Source organism: Rahnella bruchi (assembly GCF_003614975.1).
Classification (GTDB): Bacteria; Pseudomonadota; Gammaproteobacteria; order Enterobacterales; family Enterobacteriaceae; genus Rahnella; species Rahnella bruchi.
The window spans coordinates 124,197-141,563 of sequence record NZ_QZWI01000006.1 but is presented as its reverse complement, the minus strand read 5'-3'; the positions used below and the strand labels follow the sequence as shown (position 1 = coordinate 141,563).

Sequence of the window (17,367 nt, the reverse complement as noted above, 5' to 3'; positions counted from 1 at the left end):
CTTCTTATCTTTAATCCGGACACAGACTGAAACCGCTATGAGCGAACATCAACCGACTATCCCTGAGCCTTCCAAAACCCGGCCGCTGGAGAATTATAATCCGCCGACCGATCCCTGGTTACAGGTGATTTTTCAGGATGAACACATCATGGTGGTGAATAAGCCAAGCGGACTGCTTTCGGTACCGGGCAAATTAGCCGAGCATCAGGACAGTCTGATGACACGCATTCAGCAGGAGTTTCCCGAAGCGGAATCTGTTCATCGTCTGGATATGTCCACCAGCGGCGTGATCGTAGTGGCACTCACTAAGGACGCAGAGCGCGAATTGAAACGTCAGTTCCGCGAGCGGGAAACCAAGAAAGTGTATATCGCACGGGTCTGGGGGCGGGTTGAAGAAGATTACGGCATTATCGATTTGCCGCTGATTTGTGATTATCCCAACCGGCCAAAACAGAAGGTCTGTCACGAAACCGGTAAAAAGGCGCTGACCCAGTATGAGGTCATGTCCTGGGATGAAGACGGGACTACGCGGGTGAAACTGCGTCCTATCACCGGCCGTTCACATCAGCTGCGCGTGCATCTTCTGGCGCTCGGTTATCCGATTCTGGGCGATAAATTCTATGCTCATCCGCAGGCGCTGGCGGCGGCGGACCGCCTACAGTTGCACGCTCAGGAATTATCCTTCTATCATCCGATCACTGATGCCCCGCTGGTGTTTAACTGCGAACCGGATTTCTGATATCCGTCAGAGTTAAAAATGAGCAAGAAAAAAGGCGCTGAACTCAGCGCCATTTATTTATTCGATTGTTTGTAAAGGCTGTGTCGGCTTACTTGAAACCTTTCTCACGCTTAATCAAATCATACGCAGCCTGAATTGCCTGCGCTTTTTCCTTCGCCATTTCCATCATTTCCGGCGGCAAGCCCTTCGCCACCAGTTTATCCGGATGATGCTCCCCCATCAGCTTGCGGTACGCACGCTTAATGGTCGTCGCGTCGTCAGTGGCATTCACACCCAGCACCTTGCAGGCATCCGCCAGTGTCGGGCCTTGCTGCGTCTGATGATAACCGCCGCGATAGGACTGACCGCCCTGCTGATGGCCGCCAAACTGCTGGCCGCCTTCCATCATGCGCAGGAACTGATCGAACTGCATCCGCGAAATTCCGAGCTCTTCGGCAATCACATACAGCACTTCACGTTCATTAGGATGCAATGAACCGTCGGCATATGCGGCCTGGATCTGAATTTCCAGAAAAGTCCGTATCAGGTCAAAACGACCAAAACACGCACTGCGCAATTCACGCATTTTTTCCCGCAAAGGATAATTGGCTTCTTTGCCGTCTCGGAAGGCGCGCTGCGCGGCTTCGCGTTGCTCGCCGTGCAATTGCATACGTTCCATGTAAAGACTGGCGATCTGAATATCTGCTTCGGTAACCCTGCCTTTTGATTTAGTCAGATTCCCCATCACTTCAAATGTGGTGCGGAAAAAGATGGTTTGACGTGTCTGCTGATCGGCAAAATAACCCCGGCGTTTCGCGGAACGCGCGGTATCAAACATATGCCCTATCAGCAACCCTGCAACAATTCCCCAGAAGCCTAAACCTGACCATAAGCCAAGGATAAGTCCGAGCAGTTTTCCCCAATACTGCATATACTCCTCAATTCGCCATGCCGTCGCTTAAAAATTGCTTTATCATAACCGGCATTTATCGTTGTGCCTAACGGCGGCAACGTAACAGGTGGGATTTAACACTAGCGCAACCATGATGAGTGAGATAGTCTCTGACCGTTTGCCGGCATGATGCCTCTGATGACGGAACACCATTTTACGTATGAAAAACAGACGTCTGAAAACACGCTTACCGACAATGCTGGCCGCAACAATCTGGTCAGTATTGTACAGTCACGGCGCAATGGCCGATCTCGCAGAACAATGTATGCTCGGCGTTCCGACCTATGACAAACCTTTGGTGCAGGGTGATCCTAACTCACTGCCTGTGACCATTAATGCCGATAAGGCGACGGGCAACTATCCCGACAGCGCATTGTTTAGCGGCAACGTTAACGTTGTTCAGGGTAACAGCACGCTGGACGCTGATCATGTTCAGCTCAATCAAATCGCCAATCCTAATCAGCCAACGCCAACCCGTACCGCCACAGCGACCGGGAACGTGCGTTATAACGATAATCAAATCAAGCTGAATGGCCCGAAAGGCTTTGCAAACCTGACCACGAAAGACACTGATGTTCAGGATGGTGATTATCAGATGGTTGGCCGTCAGGGACGGGGCCAGGCTGATAAGATGAAGCAGCGTGACAACAACCGCTACACCATCATGGACAACGGCACGTTCACGACCTGTCTGCCAGGCGATAACAGCTGGAGCGTGGTCGGTTCGGAAGTGATTCAGGACCGCCAGGAAGAAGTGGCAGAGATCTGGAACGCACGTTTCCATATCGGCCCGGTTCCGGTGTTCTACAGCCCGTATATGCAGTTACCGATTGGGAATAAGCGCCGTTCCGGTTTCCTTATCCCTAACGCCAAATACAGCAGCAACAATGGTTTCGGTGTGACGGTTCCTTATTACTGGAACATCGCCCCAAACTACGATGCCACGATCACGCCAAATTATATGAGCAACCGTGGTCTACAGCTGCAGAACGAATTCCGTTACCTGACCGTCGCCGGTGCAGGCCTGATGGAGTTCGATTATCTGGGTAATGATAAGCAGATCGACGATCAGTTCCTGAAGGATGAAGGCCGTACCAGTGACAACTCCACCAAACGCTGGATGTACTACTGGCGTCATTCGGGTGTTTACGATCAGGTATGGCGTTTTAACGTCGATTACACCAAGGTCAGTGACCCTTATTACTTCACCGATTTCGATTCGAAATACGGCTCAAGTACTGACGGCTATTCCACCCAGAAATTCAGCGTAGGTTACGCGAACGAAAACTGGGATGTCACGCTGGCAAGTAAACAGTTCCAGGTCTTCAGTGATTACGGTAACCAGAATGCTTACCGTGCCCAGCCACAGCTGGACATTAACTATTATAAAAACGATCTGGGTCCGTTCGACCTGCACCTGTACGGTCAGGCGGTGAAATTCACCAGTGTCAACCCGTCAAATCCTGAAGCCATCCGAACCCACTTCGAGCCAACGCTCAGCCTCCCGCTCAGTAATGGCTGGGGCAGCCTGGATAACGAAGTCAAGCTGATGGCTACCCACTATCAGCAGGATATCCCTGATAGTTATTACACTAATACCGCCAAACCACTTGATTTAAGATCATCTGTAAATCGCGTGATGCCTGAGTTTAAAACCGACGGCAAGATGGTGTTTGATCGCACGATGGACTGGAACAGTGATTACACCCAGACCCTCGAGCCGCGTGTGCAGTATCTGTACATTCCGTATCGTAACCAAAGCTCGATCAACACCTATGACTCCACGTTGCTTCAGTCCGACTACACCGGTCTGTTCCGCGATAAGAGCTACAGTGGCCTTGACCGCATTGCCTCTGCGAATCAGGTAGCGAGCGGTTTAACCACCCGTATTTATGACGAAAATCTGGAAGAGCGCTTCAACGCCTCTGCCGGACAGATTTATTACTTCCAGCCACCACGTACAGGTGATCAGTACAGCGTGCTGGATAAAAGTGATGACACCGGTAGCCTAGTTTGGGCGGGTGACAGTTATTACAAAATCAATAACTTCTGGGGCGTACGTGGCGGTGTGCAATATGACACCCGCCTGGATGCGCTGGCGCTCGGCGATGCGGTGCTTGAATATCGCGCTGACTCGGAAAGAATGATTCAGTTGAGCTACCGTTATGCCAGCCCGGAATATATTCAGGCTACGCTGCCTGATGTGAAAAACGCGGGGTATCAGGACGGTATTTCTCAGGTCGGCGGTATCGCCAGCTGGCCGATTGCCGACCGCTGGTCCATCGTCGGTGCATATTATTACGATACCAAAGCACAGCAGAGCGCAGATCAGTTGCTTGGCCTGCAGTACAATACCTGCTGCTGGGCGATCAATGTCGGTTACGAACGTAAGATTACCAACTACGACACGACCAAGTCCGAAAGTAAGTATGACAATAAGATTGGTTTCAATATTGAACTTAGAGGCCTGGGTAACAATCAAACCCTCGGAACAAAAGAAATGTTGGCCAGCGGCATACTGCCATATCAGCGAGCTTTCTAAGCCCGACGACACTTTTGAGTTCCCGTCCGCAGCCAGTTTCGCTCGGACGGGGCTGATTTAGTGAAGACACTACGAACTCAGTGAACTTGAAACCCGCGCTTGCGGATTAGACAAATGGAAAAAGTATGAAGAACTGGAGAACACTTCTCCTCGGCGTGACGCTTTGTGCCAGCACTGCGTTTGCTGCCCCTCAGGAAGTTGATAAAGTTGCTGCCGTCGTGAACAACGGCGTCGTATTGCAAAGTGACGTAGATAGTCTGTTTAACTCCGTCAAACAGCAGGCTCAGCAGGCGAAACAACAGTTGCCAGATGATGCAACGTTGCGTCACCAGATCCTCGACCGTTTGATCATGGATCAGATCCAGCTACAGATGGCGACCCGTATGGGGATCACGCCAACCGATCAGGATGTGGATAAAGCCATTGCCAGTATCGCCCAGCAGAACAACATTTCAGTTGATCAGCTTCGTAGTCGTCTGGCTTATGACGGTATGAACTACAACACCTACCGTGCGCAGATCCGCAAGGAAATGATCATCAGTGAAGTGCGTAACAGCGAAGTACGTCGTCGCGTCACTATCCTGCCTCAGGAAGTGGATCAGCTGTCCAAACAGGTAGCTGCGCAAAACGGCAGCGGTGCTGAATTCAACCTCAGCCATATCCTGTTGCCATTGCCAGAAAACCCAAGTCAGGATCAAGTTGATTCTGCAGAACAGCTGGCGAAAAAAATCGTCTCTGATCTGAACAATGGCGCGGATTTCGGCAAACTGGCGATCACCTATTCGGCTGACTCCCAGGCGCTGAAAGGCGGCAATATGGGTTGGGGCAAATTGCAGGAACTGCCTTCCCTGTTTGCACAGGCGTTAAGCACCGCGCAGAAAGGTCAGGTTATCGGCCCGATCCGTTCAGGCGTAGGCTTCCATATTCTGAAAGTGAACGATATCCGTGGCGATAACAAAACTGTTTCCGTAACCGAAGTACATGCCCGTCACATCCTGCTGAAACCTTCAGTGGTGATGACCGATGCACAGGCGCGTGCAAAACTGGAACAAGTGGCAGCCGATATTAAGAGCGGTAAAGCAACCTTCGCTGATGAAGCCAAACAGATTTCTCAGGATCCGGGTTCTGCCATTCAGGGCGGCGATTTAGGCTGGGCTTCAGCAGACATGTACGATCCGGCGTTCCGTGATGCACTGATGAACCTGAAAAAAGGCGAAATGAGCGCACCGGTCCACTCTTCGTTCGGCTGGCATCTGATCCAATTGATCGACACCCGTCAGGTTGACAAAACTGATGCAGCGCAAAAAGAACGTGCTTACCGAATGCTGTTCAACCGCAAATTTGCAGAAGAAGCGCAGACGTGGATGCAGGAACAACGTGCTGAAGCGTATGTGAAAATTATGGATGGTAATGGAAAATAATTCTTCCGTGACAAAATCTGTGGTCATCACCCCCGGCGAGCCAGCCGGGGTTGGGCCGGATCTGGTACTTGCTCTGGCTCAGCAGGCATGGCCTGTTGAGTTAGTGGTATGTGCCGATCCGGCCCTGCTACTTGAACGTGCTGAGAAACTGGGCCTGAGTATTCAGTTGCGTGAGTATCAGCAAGATCGCCAGCCGGAGCCTCAGGCTGCAGGCACACTGACCGTAATGCCGGTTAAGCTCGCGGTGCCTGTGACTGCCGGTAAGCTGGATGTCGCCAATGCGTCCTACGTGGTAGAGACACTGGCACGTGCCTGCGATGGTGCCATCAGCGGTGAATTCTCCGCACTAATTACCGGTCCCGTTCAAAAAAGTATTATCAACGATGCAGGTATTCCCTTCATCGGCCACACTGAATTCTTTGCCGACCGCAGCCATTGCAACCGCGTTGTGATGATGCTGGCAACCGAAGAATTGCGCGTGGCGCTGGCGACGACGCATTTGCCTTTACTGGCGGTGCCGGGTGCAATTACCCGAGATTGCCTGCACGAAGTCATCACCATTTTGCATCATGATCTGAAAACCAAATTTGGTATTACCGAGCCGCAAATTTATGTGTGTGGCCTGAATCCACATGCTGGCGAAGGTGGCCACATGGGGCACGAAGAGATCGACATTATCATTCCTGCACTGGACGAACTGCGCCAGCAAGGGATGAATCTCATCGGCCCGTTGCCCGCTGATACGTTATTCCAGCCTAAATATCTGCAACATGCCGATGCTGTTTTATCGATGTATCACGATCAGGGCCTTCCGGTGCTAAAATATCAGGGATTCGGTCGCGCAGTGAATATCACGCTCGGCCTGCCTTTTATCCGGACTTCCGTTGATCACGGTACCGCCCTTGAACTCGCCGCCACCGGCACCGCCGATGCGGGCAGTTTCAAGACAGCAATAAATCTCGCCATTCACATGGCAAATAACAGCAACGATAAATAACAACAATGAATAGTAGAGTCCACCAAGGTCACTTTGCCCGTAAACGTTTTGGGCAAAACTTCTTAACCGATCAGTTTGTTATCGACAGCATCGTATCGGCCATTCACCCTATGCCGGGCGAGGCTGTCGTTGAAATCGGTCCGGGTCTGGCGGCATTAACTGAGCCTGTCGCTTCACGCCTGGACAGCATGACGGTTATCGAACTCGACCGTGATCTGGCAACGCGTCTGGAAAATAACCCTAAGTATCAGGGCAAATTACGTGTCATTCAGTCTGACGCGATGAAAATCAATTTCGGCGAACTGTCTGAAGAACTCGGCCAGCCACTGCGCGTCTTTGGTAACCTGCCGTACAACATCTCTACGCCGCTGATGTTCCATTTGTTCACCTATACCAGCGCCATCAAAGACATGCACTTTATGTTGCAGAAGGAAGTGGTAAACCGTCTGGTTGCAGGCCCGAACAGCAAGGCGTATGGTCGTTTAACAGTGATGGCGCAATATTATTGCAACGTGATCCCGGTTCTGGAAGTTCCACCCGAATCCTTCACACCGGCACCTAAAGTGGAATCCGCTGTGGTACGTTTAGTGCCGCATGAAGTGATCCCGTATCCGGTACCGGACATTCGCGTTCTCAGCCGTCTGACCACCGATGCGTTCAACCAGCGTCGTAAAACAGTACGCAACAGCCTTGGCCACCTGTTCACACCTGAACAAATGACCGAACTGGGCTTAGATCTCAGCATGCGTGCTGAAAATATTTCTGTAGAGCAATACTGTAAACTGGCTAACTGGTTGTCTACACGACCTAAAACCCCGGAACCTCAGGAGTAGCGTTATGCTTAATTCGCCCCGCGTTTGTGTTCAGGTGCAAAGTATCTACGTTGAGTCACAGTCGATACCGGAAGAAGAACGTTTTGTCTTCGCTTACACCATCACCATCCGCAATCTGGGGCGTTTTAATGTGCAACTGCTTCGCCGTTACTGGCTGATTACCAACAGTAACGGCCGCCAGACTGAAGTCCAGGGCGAAGGGGTTATCGGTGAACAGCCGTTGATCCTGCCGGGCAATGAATTTCACTATACCAGCGGCGCGATTTTAGAAACGCCGCTGGGCACGATGGAAGGCCATTATGAAATGGTCGCACAAGACGGTGAAGCCTTCCGTGTGCCCGTTCCGGTCTTCCGCCTCGCCATCCCTACGCTGATAAATTAATCCTCATGTCGACATATCTTATTGGTGATGTTCACGGTTGCATCGATGAACTCAAGGCGCTATTGGCGCAGGTGGATTTTGATCCGCAAAATGATGTCCTGTGGTTAACAGGTGATCTGGTTGCACGCGGCCCGTCCTCCCTCGAAGTGCTGCGTTTTGTCAGCGGTTTGGGCGATTCGGTGCGCATGGTGCTCGGTAACCATGATTTGCATCTGCTGGCGGTTTACGCGGGTATCAGCTTTAACAAACCGAAAGATCGCATCACGCCCTTGCTTGAAGCCGAGGATGCTGATGAGCTCATCAACTGGCTGCGACGCCAGCCGGTGCTGCAGGTAGACGAGGATCTGAAGCTGGTTATGGCACATGCTGGCATCACGCCACAGTGGGATCTCGAAACGGCACAGATGTGTGCACGTGAAGTGGAATCTGTGCTGAGCAGCGATACCTATCCGCTGTTTCTGGATGCGATGTATGGCGATATGCCCAACAACTGGCATCCGGAGCTTTCCGGCCTGGCACGCCTGCGTTTCAGTACCAACGCTTTTACCCGTATGCGCTACTGTTTCCCTAACGGTCAGCTGGATATGATTTGCAAAGATGTGCCGGAAAGCGCGCCAAAGCCCCTCAAACCCTGGTTTGATATTCCTGGTCCCGTGCAGGAAGCGGGTTATAGCATTGCGTTTGGTCACTGGGCATCGCTGGAAGGAAAAGGCGCGCCGGAAGGCATCTATGCACTCGATACCGGCTGCTGCTGGGGTGGCGATCTGACAATGTTACGCTGGGAAGATAAAACCTACTTCACGCAACCGTCAAACCGTCACAGTGAAAAAGAGCATTCTGAGATCCCGAAAGCGATTTAGCTCAATCGCAGGCAATCAGATAGCAAAAAGGCACCTGCGAAGGGTGCCTTTTTATTGTCACATATCCCATGTGGCCATGGGATCAGGCGCGACGATCAAGAATTTCGAAGCAATAACCGTGCGAGTTTTGCTCATCCGCATCATGGAATTCGCTGAACGTGCTCTCCCAGTCATCCGGCTCGTAATCAGGGAAATGCGTGTCGCCTTCCACTTCTGCATCGATGTGAGTCAGATATAAACGGTTAGCTTTTGGCAGCATCTGTTCGTAGACGCGGCCTCCACCCATTACCATCACTTCTTCCACATCACCGGCAGCAGCCAGCGCAGCGTCAACAGACGTTACCCAGGTCACGCCTTCATGCTCGCCCGCTTTAGAGCTGATGACGATATTCAGCCGGCCAGGCAAAGGGCGTCCGATTGACTCAAACGTCTTGCGTCCCATGATGACAGGTTTGTTAAGCGTATTACGCTTGAACCAGGCCAGATCACCGGGTAAATGCCAAGGCATAGCGTTTTCCATGCCAATAACGCGATCGGTCGCCAGTGCGGCGATCAGGCTAATAATCATTGTGAAGCCCTGTGTAGAAAAGGAATTGGTGCGTGACCCGAAAAAAGAGCTGACACTATACGGAAAGCCCTATCAGCCGTCGATAGGAAGACCTGCGCTTTACAAAGATATAAGAGAGCTTTAACTCTGCCGGGATATTCCCCGTCAAAAGTACCAGCTCAGGCGGTAAAGGGCGGTCATAAGCAGGAAGCTTTCGCCCTAATCCAGTCGAAAATGCTGAACCCTATCTTTCCTGCTCGCATTGTTCATCCACGCTGTACAACAACCCTTACACACCGGGGCGTTTACGGTACAGATCATTATAGTTGCCTGCAAAAAAAGCAATAAGAGTGATTTAACTTGCCGGGGATTGGCGTATCATGCCGCCTTCTTTTGTTCTGAACATTGACGACGGTTATTTTCATGCTTGAAACCACCCTTTTTGTTGCCAGTATCGCCTTCCTCGGCATGCTTTCTCCCGGCCCTGACTTCTTTCTGGTCATCAAAAATGCAGCCCGCTATCCCCGCATGGCAGCACTCATGACGTCACTGGGTGTCATCTGCGGTGTGATCACGCACATGTCGTACTGCGTGGCCGGTCTGGCGGTGGTGATCACCACAACGCCGTGGTTGTTCGATTTGCTGAAATACGTTGGTGCGGCATACCTGATTTGGGTCGGCATTCAGGCGCTCTTCTCTCGCAGCAACAGCAAGATGAATCTCGACGGTCTGGAACCGCAGCAGGTGAAATTGCGTACAGCTTTCGTGCAAGGCTATCTGTGTAATCTGCTCAATCCTAAGGCAACGCTGTTCTTTCTGGCGATGTTCACTCAGGTTTTGCAGATCAACTCCACCGTCGGTGAAAAGCTGTGGTATGCCTCGATTATCGTCGGCCTGTCTGCAATCTGGTGGCCGTCACTGGCGTTACTGATCCAGAGCCCGCCAGTGCGTCGCGGTCTGGCAAAAGCGCAGAAAATTATCGATAAGCTGCTGGGTGGCGTACTGATTGGTTTAGGTATTAAAGTCGCGCTTAGCTAAGTTCAGAAAGAAAAAACCGGTGCATCAGGCACCGGCTTTCAGTTTTGAGTCTGTTTACCCCTTCGCTTCTATCACCTCATTCTCCGGGGCTTTTCCGTCAATACTGCCTCGCCAGCCCTGCTGCTGACCGGAAGCCAGACGCACCTGATCCTGCTCAATCGCCGCCGTCAGCATATCTTTCGCACGCTGCATACTGGCAATGCGGAATTCGGTATCTTCATAATTCTCGATAGTCGCTTCCAGCATTTTCAGGTTATAGCGGCGGAACAAATCGGCTTTCTCGCGTGCCTCATAGGCGTCCAGTCCCAGTGCTTCCAGAACGTCACGACCGACGCGCAAGGATCCTTCGAACAGTTCACGCTCAGGTGCTTCCACACCTAACTGACGCAGCTGATACCAGTGGTCAACGTCACGGGCACGGGCGATCACTTTAAGATTTGGGAAATGCTCTTTTGCCAGCGCCGTCAGCTGAAGGTTTGCTTCCACATCATCAATGGCATTAATCAGCACTTTAGCCTGCGCCGCACCTGCCGATTCCAGCAAATCAACGCGCGTGGCATCGCCGTAAAAGACTTTGGTGCCAAATTTACGCAGCGTCTCAATATGGTCCGGATCGTGATCCAAAACCACGGTATGTACATTATTCGCCAGTAACAGACGACCGGCAATCTGACCAAAGCGGCCGAAACCGGCGATAATTACCTGTGCATTTTCTTCATCGATGGTGTCCTGCGGACGATCATCTTTCGGCGCGTTGCGTTCAAGCCGCGCGGACAGTACCAGCAGCAGCGGCGTCACCGCCATGGAAAGCGCCACAGCCAGCGTCAGGGCTTTCGACCATTCCACCGGCAAGACACCTGCCATTTGCGCCGTGCTGAAAATCACGAAGGCAAATTCACTGCCCTGCCCGATTAAGATGGCAAACAGGCCACGCTGTTTTTTCGGCACACCCAGCCATGGCGCAATCAGCCACAGTAACGCGGCTTTGAGCGCCATAAACCCGACCAGTAATGTGGCAATCAAAAGCGGCTGATGGACCAGCGTGCCGAAGTCGATAGACATACCGACACCGATAAAGAACAGACCGAGGAGCAGTCCCTTGAACGGCTGAATATCGCTTTCCAGCGCGTGACGGTATTCTGAACTCGCCAGCAATACGCCCGCCAGAAACGCGCCCATTGCCATCGACATTCCGGCCATTTCCAGCAGGATACCGAACCCGAATACCAGAAACAGCGCAACGGCACTGAACACTTCGCGCATACCGGAACGTGCAACAAAGTGCAGCAAAGGCCGGGTGACATAGCGTCCGAGCAGAATAACCAGCACCAGCGCGCCCGCTACTTTTGCCGCCGAGAGACCAAAGCTCATGAGCGTGGTCGCTTCACCGGTGCTTGCCAGTAACGGGATCATCGCCACCAGTGGGATCGCAGCGATATCCTGGAACAGCAACACGGCAAACGAACTGCGCCCGATAGGTGAAGCTGTCAGACTGCGTTCACTCATCGCCTGCATGGCAATCGCCGTTGAGGACAACGCCAGCGTCAGGCCAATCAGCAGCGCGATTTTCCAGTCAAGGCCGAGGAAATAACAGAAGGCGCTAAGCACCACGCCACAGCCGACCATCTGGATGCTGCCGCCGCCAAATACCGAGGCGCGCATCGTCCACAACCGTTTTGGATCCAGCTCCAGCCCGATGACAAACAGCATCAGCACCACGCCGATTTCCGCAAAGGTCAGAATCGACTCTGCATCGGAGACCAGCTTCAGTCCCCACGGACCGATAATGCAGCCGGCAATCAGATAACCAAGCACAGATCCCAGCCCGAGTCTTACCGCAATCGGCACGAACAGCGCCGCGGAGCCAAGATAAATCAGCCCTTCGATCATCAGGTTATGGTTATCCAAAATCCACCTCCGGCGGGCAGCCTTCTTTCAGGCTCAGACAGGCAGTCAGGCGACGGCGATACTCTTCACCGGCCTCTTTCAGCGCCACTTCATCGCAAATGAAGGTGTTGTGTACGGCAAAATAGGGCAGCCAGTGCATACCGCAATAGATAGCAGTTGCCTGCAACGGCTGCGCCAGCACATCAAAATCAGGATGATCGCCCAGCTCAAAATGATGCTCGTTGCCACCGGTCGTCACTGCCCACAGACAATGTTTGCCGTTCAGCGCATTGCCTTCGTGACCGTAAGCCCAGCCGTGTTCGAGTACTTTGTCGATCCACAGCTTCATCAGCGGCGGCAGGCTGTACCATTGGATAGGATGCTGAAATACCACCAGATCCGCACGTTCAACCGCTTTCTGCTCAGCGGCAATATCGATATTAAAATCAGGATAAAGGTCATACAGCGAGCGCACTTCAACGTTGGGCAAATCGCTGACGGCCGCCAGTAATCCCTGGTTGGCCCGCGAATGGCGCGGATAAGGATGGGCGTAAATTATTAAAATCATGCAGGTCTCTTGTCTTATTAGCTTTACTTCAGCATACGCAATTTTAGGCTTTCTGGTAAAAGCTGAGCGTATAAAAAGAAAAGGCGCAGCTTTCGCCGCGCCTTTCATAAAGCAATTATGCCATTAGCCTTTGATTTTCGCGTGCATTTCCTGCACTGAAATCACCTGCTCGGTCGGGTCAGAAGACAGCGCCATCGCGGTGGCGAAACCACCGTTCAGGGTGGTGTCGTAATGCACTTTGTATTGCAGCGCACTGCGACGGATAAGCTTGGAGTCTTCAATCGCCTGACGGCCCGCCGTGGTATTCACGATATACACATATTCGCCGTTCTTGATACGGTCCTGAATATGCGGACGGCCTTCATGCACCTTGTTGACCAGACGCGGGTTAATCCCGGCCTCGCCCAGCACTACCGCTGTACCGTGGGTGGCATCCAGCTCGAAACCGCGTTTGAGCAATTTCGCGGCTAAGTCTACCACGCGGCCTTTGTCGCCTTCGCGGACAGACAACAGTGCGCGACCGGCTTTCTTCATGCCAGAGTTGCTGCCCAGCTGCGCTTTGGCAAAGGCTTCAGCGAAGGTGCGGCCGACGCCCATGACTTCACCGGTCGAACGCATTTCCGGCCCCAGAATCGGGTCAACACCAGGGAATTTGTTAAACGGCAGCACCACTTCTTTCACGGAGTAGTAAGGCGGGATAACTTCCTCAGTCACGCCCTGCTCTGCCAGCGTCTGACCCGCCATCACGCGCGCGGCAACTTTCGCCAGCGCGACACCGGTCGCTTTGGAAACAAACGGGACGGTACGTGCAGCACGCGGGTTAACTTCAATCAGGTAAACTTCGTTGTTCTTCACTGCAAACTGGACGTTCATCAGACCACGAACACTCAGTTCGAATGCCAGTTTCTCAACCTGCTGACGCATCACATCCTGAATTTCCTGGCTCAGCGTGTAGCAAGGCAGTGAACATGCAGAGTCACCGGAGTGAACGCCCGCCTGTTCGATGTGCTCCATGATGCCGCCAATCAGCACGCGTTCGCCGTCGCAGATAGCATCGACGTCAACTTCTACGGCGTCATCCAGGAAGCGGTCCAGCAGAACAGGTGCATCGTTGGAGACGCTGACGGCATTCTGGAAGTAACGGCGCAGGTCGATTTCGTCGTATACGATTTCCATCGCACGACCGCCCAGTACATAAGACGGGCGCACCACCAGCGGATAACCGATACCGACCGCTTTTTCAACAGCCTGTTCGATAGTCGCTACCGTGGCGTTAGCCGGTTGCTTCAGACCCAGACGGTTAACTGCCTGCTGGAAACGTTCGCGGTCTTCGGCACGGTCAATCGCGTCCGGGCTGGTGCCGATAATTGGCACGCCAGCGGCTTCAAGTTCACGCGCCAGTTTCAGCGGAGTCTGGCCGCCGTACTGAACAATCACGCCTTTCGGCTGTTCGATACGCACGATTTCCAGCACGTCTTCCAGTGTGACAGATTCGAAGTACAAACGGTCGGAAGTGTCGTAGTCGGTAGACACGGTTTCCGGGTTACAGTTAACCATGATGGTTTCGTAACCGTCTTCGCGCAGCGCCAGCGAGGCGTGTACGCAACAATAATCGAACTCGATACCCTGACCGATACGGTTTGGACCACCGCCCAGCACCATAATTTTTGGCTTGTCATTGGTCGGGTTAGATTCGCACTCTTCTTCATAGGTTGAGTACATGTACGCGGTATCAGTAGAAAACTCCGCGGCACAGGTATCCACACGTTTGTAGACCGGGTGCAGGTTGTATTTGTGGCGCAACTTGCGCACTTCGCTTTCAGATACGCCGACCAGTTTAGCCAGGCGCAAGTCTGCAAAGCCTTTGCGTTTGAGCATACGCAGATAATCATGGGTCAGAATGTTGAAGCCGCCTTCAGCCACTTCATTTTCCAGTTTCACCAGCTCTTCAATCTGCACCAGGAACCAGCGGTCCACGTTGGTCAGATTGAAGATACCGTCCACGGACATCCCGGCACGGAAAGCATCGGCGATGTACCAGATACGCTCAGCCCCGGCTTCTTTCAGCTCGCGACGGATTTTGGTCAGCGCTTCCGGGTCATCCAGGCTCACTTTAGGGTCAAAGCCGCTCGCGCCCACTTCCAGACCGCGCAACGCTTTTTGCAGGGATTCCTGCTGCGTGCGGCCAATCGCCATCACTTCACCGACAGATTTCATCTGTGTCGTCAGACGGTCGTTAGCACCGGCAAATTTCTCGAAGTTAAAGCGAGGGATTTTGGTCACTACGTAGTCGATAGAAGGTTCGAATGACGCCGGAGTTTTACCGCCGGTGATGTCGTTCATCAGTTCATCGAGGGTGTAACCCACCGCCAGTTTCGCCGCGACTTTAGCAATCGGGAAACCGGTCGCTTTAGAGGCCAGAGCGGAAGAGCGTGATACACGCGGGTTCATTTCGATAACAATCAGACGGCCATTTTTCGGATTTACCGAGAACTGGACGTTAGAACCACCGGTTTCTACGCCGATTTCACGCAGTACCGCCATCGAGGCGTTACGCATGATTTGGTATTCTTTGTCGGTCAGCGTCTGAGCAGGTGCCACGGTGATGGAGTCACCGGTGTGGATACCCATCGCATCGAAGTTTTCGATAGAGCAGACAATGATGCAGTTGTCGTTTTTATCACGCACCACTTCCATCTCGTACTCTTTCCAGCCAATCAGCGACTCATCAATCAGCAGCTCTTTGGTTGGGGAAAGATCCAGGCCGCGTTCGCAAATTTCTTCGAACTCTTCACGGTTATAGGCGATACCGCCACCGGTGCCGCCCATGGTGAATGATGGACGAATGATGCACGGGAAGCCTACGTCAGCGGCAACCGCCAGCGCTTCTTCCATGGTGTGTGCGATACCAGAACGCGCAGTGTCGAGACCGATTTTCTTCATCGCCACGTCGAAACGGCGACGGTCTTCCGCTTTATCAATCGCATCGGCAGTCGCACCAATCATGGTCACGCCGAATTCTTCCAGCACGCCCTGACGTTCCAGTTCCAGCGCACAGTTCAGTGCGGTCTGGCCGCCCATGGTTGGCAGCACAGCGTCCGGACGCTCTTTTTCGATAATCTTGCGCACCACTTCCCAGTGAATTGGCTCGATGTAAGTCGCATCGGCCATTTCAGGGTCAGTCATGATGGTCGCCGGGTTGGAGTTCACCAGAATGACGCGGTAACCCTCTTCACGCAGCGCCTTACACGCCTGCGCGCCTGAGTAGTCAAATTCACAAGCCTGGCCGATAACAATCGGGCCCGCGCCCAGGATCAGGATGCTTTTTATGTCTGTACGTTTTGGCATTTATTCTTGCTCCTGATTTATTTGCCTATAAGAGTGGCGTCGTTTTTATTTGTAGCGCGAAAAGCTTCAATCAGTTCAATGAAGTGGTCGAACAGCGGAGCCGCATCGTGCGGGCCCGGACTCGCTTCCGGATGGCCCTGGAAGCTAAATGCCGCTTTATCTGTGCGATGAATCCCCTGCACCGTGTGGTCAAACAGTGATTTGTGAGTCACACGCAGGTTAGCCGGCAGGCCGGTTTCATCAACCGCAAAACCATGGTTCTGCGCGGTGATCATTACAATATCTTTATCGATATCTTTTACCGGGTGGTTACCACCGTGGTGGCCGAGCTTCATTTTGACTGTCTTCGCGCCGCTGGCCAGAGCCAGTAACTGATGGCCGAGACAGATGCCGAATACCGGAATATCGGTTTCGAGGAAAGTTTTGATGGCCGCGATAGCATAATCGCAAGGCTCCGGGTCACCCGGACCATTGGACAGGAAGATGCCGTCCGGATTCATTTTCAGGACTTCTTCTGCCGGTGTTTGCGCCGGAACTACCGTCAGGCGGCAACCGCGATCAACCAGCATGCGCAGGATATTGCGTTTCGCGCCGTAGTCGTAGGCCACTACATGGAATGGCAACTCTTCAGATTTCTTCACTTCCGGCAGCTCGCCTTCCAGCGTCCAGCTGCCTTGTTGCCAGCTATAAGATTCTGTTGTGGTGACTTCTTTCGCCAGATCCATCCCTTTCAGCCCCGGGAATGCCTTGGCTTTTTGCAGCGCCAGTTCAGCATCCGGTGAATCGCCCGCGATGATGCAGCCGTTCTGTGCACCTTTTTCACGTAACAGGCGGGTCAGTTTGCGGGTATCAATATCGGCGATGGCAACGATGTTGTTGCGCTTGAGATAATCAGAGAGGTTTTCTTCACTACGGTAGTTGCTGGCAATCAGAGGTAAATCGCGAATGACCAGGCCTTGAGCGTGTACTGCGGAGGATTCTGCATCAGCGGCGTTGGTGCCGACATTACCGATATGGGGATAAGTGAGAGTGACAATCTGGCGGGAATAGGAAGGATCAGTGAGGATTTCTTGATAACCGGTCATCGACGTATTGAAGACCACTTCCCCCACTGCCGACCCTTCTGCCCCGATGGCCCGACCGTGGAATTGGGTTCCGTCTTCCAGAACCAATAGCGCTGACTTTATCAAAGCATCCTCCAAGAATAATAAATCACAATATCTGCATATTAATTCAGATAACCAGATCTAAATCAATGCAAAAATCGCTCCCAA

General features: G+C 52.7%; 14 protein-coding genes. 8 read left to right on the top strand and 6 right to left on the bottom strand.

Translation table 11 applies throughout. The features are described from left to right. Positions 1-37: 37 nt before the first annotated feature. Complete coding sequence (gene rluA / locus D5398_RS13140; RefSeq protein ID WP_120508036.1) at positions 38-739, top strand: bifunctional tRNA pseudouridine(32) synthase/23S rRNA pseudouridine(746) synthase RluA; 702 nt, start codon at positions 38-40, stop codon at positions 737-739. An 88-nt stretch (positions 740-827) separates the two neighbouring features. On the opposite strand, the gene djlA is transcribed toward rluA, so the two are convergent. Next, a complete protein-coding gene (gene djlA, locus D5398_RS13135; protein ID WP_120508035.1) occupies positions 828-1,649 on the bottom strand; it encodes a co-chaperone DjlA in 822 nt (273 codons plus the stop codon). A gap of 181 nt (positions 1,650-1,830) precedes the next feature. Here djlA and lptD point away from each other — a divergent pair, with 181 nt between their 5' ends. The 6 genes from lptD (at position 1,831) to apaH (ending at position 8,705) form a co-directional block, all read left to right on the top strand. Beyond that, positions 1,831-4,212 (top strand): LPS assembly protein LptD, encoded by a 2,382-nt coding sequence (gene lptD / locus D5398_RS13130; RefSeq protein WP_120508034.1) that lies wholly within the window; start codon positions 1,831-1,833, stop codon positions 4,210-4,212. Between the two features lie 125 nt (positions 4,213-4,337). Then, positions 4,338-5,633, top strand: a complete 1,296-nt coding sequence (gene surA, locus D5398_RS13125; RefSeq protein WP_120508033.1) for a peptidylprolyl isomerase SurA — start codon at positions 4,338-4,340, stop codon at positions 5,631-5,633. Continuing rightward, positions 5,623-6,630, top strand: coding sequence for a 4-hydroxythreonine-4-phosphate dehydrogenase PdxA (gene pdxA / locus D5398_RS13120; RefSeq protein WP_120508085.1), 1,008 nt, complete (start codon positions 5,623-5,625; stop codon positions 6,628-6,630). Before surA ends, pdxA begins: the two co-directional genes overlap by 11 nt. 5 nt (positions 6,631-6,635) lie before the next feature. Continuing rightward, entirely contained in the window at positions 6,636-7,463 is an 828-nt protein-coding gene (gene rsmA / locus D5398_RS13115) for a 16S rRNA (adenine(1518)-N(6)/adenine(1519)-N(6))-dimethyltransferase RsmA (protein ID WP_120508032.1), read from the top strand. A 4-nt stretch (positions 7,464-7,467) separates the two neighbouring features. Further along, complete coding sequence (apaG, locus tag D5398_RS13110) at positions 7,468-7,845, top strand: Co2+/Mg2+ efflux protein ApaG (RefSeq protein ID WP_112286979.1); 378 nt, start codon at positions 7,468-7,470, stop codon at positions 7,843-7,845. 5 nt (positions 7,846-7,850) lie between these two features. Then, a complete protein-coding gene (apaH, locus tag D5398_RS13105; RefSeq protein ID WP_120508031.1) occupies positions 7,851-8,705 on the top strand; it encodes a bis(5'-nucleosyl)-tetraphosphatase (symmetrical) ApaH in 855 nt (284 codons plus the stop codon). An 82-nt stretch (positions 8,706-8,787) separates the two neighbouring features. Here the strand turns inward: apaH and folA are convergent, their stop codons facing one another. Beyond that, positions 8,788-9,273, bottom strand: a complete 486-nt coding sequence (gene folA, locus D5398_RS13100; RefSeq protein WP_120508030.1) for a type 3 dihydrofolate reductase — start codon at positions 9,271-9,273, stop codon at positions 8,788-8,790. Between the two features lie 402 nt (positions 9,274-9,675). Between folA and D5398_RS13095 the strand changes: the two genes are divergently transcribed. After that, positions 9,676-10,290, top strand: a complete 615-nt coding sequence (locus D5398_RS13095; RefSeq protein WP_120508029.1) for a LysE family translocator — start codon at positions 9,676-9,678, stop codon at positions 10,288-10,290. 54 nt (positions 10,291-10,344) lie between these two features. Here D5398_RS13095 and kefC read toward each other — a convergent pair whose 3' ends face one another. The 4 genes from kefC to carA all read right to left on the bottom strand — a co-directional run bounded on the left by kefC (position 10,345) and on the right by carA (position 17,283). Next, the gene (gene kefC, locus D5398_RS13090) at positions 10,345-12,198 is read right to left on the bottom strand and encodes a glutathione-regulated potassium-efflux system protein KefC (protein ID WP_120508028.1); all 1,854 of its coding nucleotides are present in this window, start codon (positions 12,196-12,198) and stop codon (positions 10,345-10,347) included. Further along, a complete protein-coding gene (gene kefF, locus D5398_RS13085) occupies positions 12,191-12,745 on the bottom strand; it encodes a glutathione-regulated potassium-efflux system oxidoreductase KefF (protein WP_120508027.1) in 555 nt (184 codons plus the stop codon). The genes kefC and kefF overlap by 8 nt, the downstream gene beginning before the upstream one ends. A 123-nt stretch (positions 12,746-12,868) precedes the next feature. Then, positions 12,869-16,093: a carbamoyl-phosphate synthase large subunit gene (gene carB / locus D5398_RS13080; RefSeq protein WP_120508026.1), complete on the bottom strand. Its 3,225-nt coding sequence runs from the start codon at positions 16,091-16,093 to the stop codon at positions 12,869-12,871. Positions 16,094-16,110: 17 nt separating this feature from the next. Then, positions 16,111-17,283, bottom strand: a complete 1,173-nt coding sequence (gene carA / locus D5398_RS13075) for a glutamine-hydrolyzing carbamoyl-phosphate synthase small subunit (protein ID WP_120132503.1) — start codon at positions 17,281-17,283, stop codon at positions 16,111-16,113. Between the last annotated feature and the right edge of the window lie 84 nt (positions 17,284-17,367).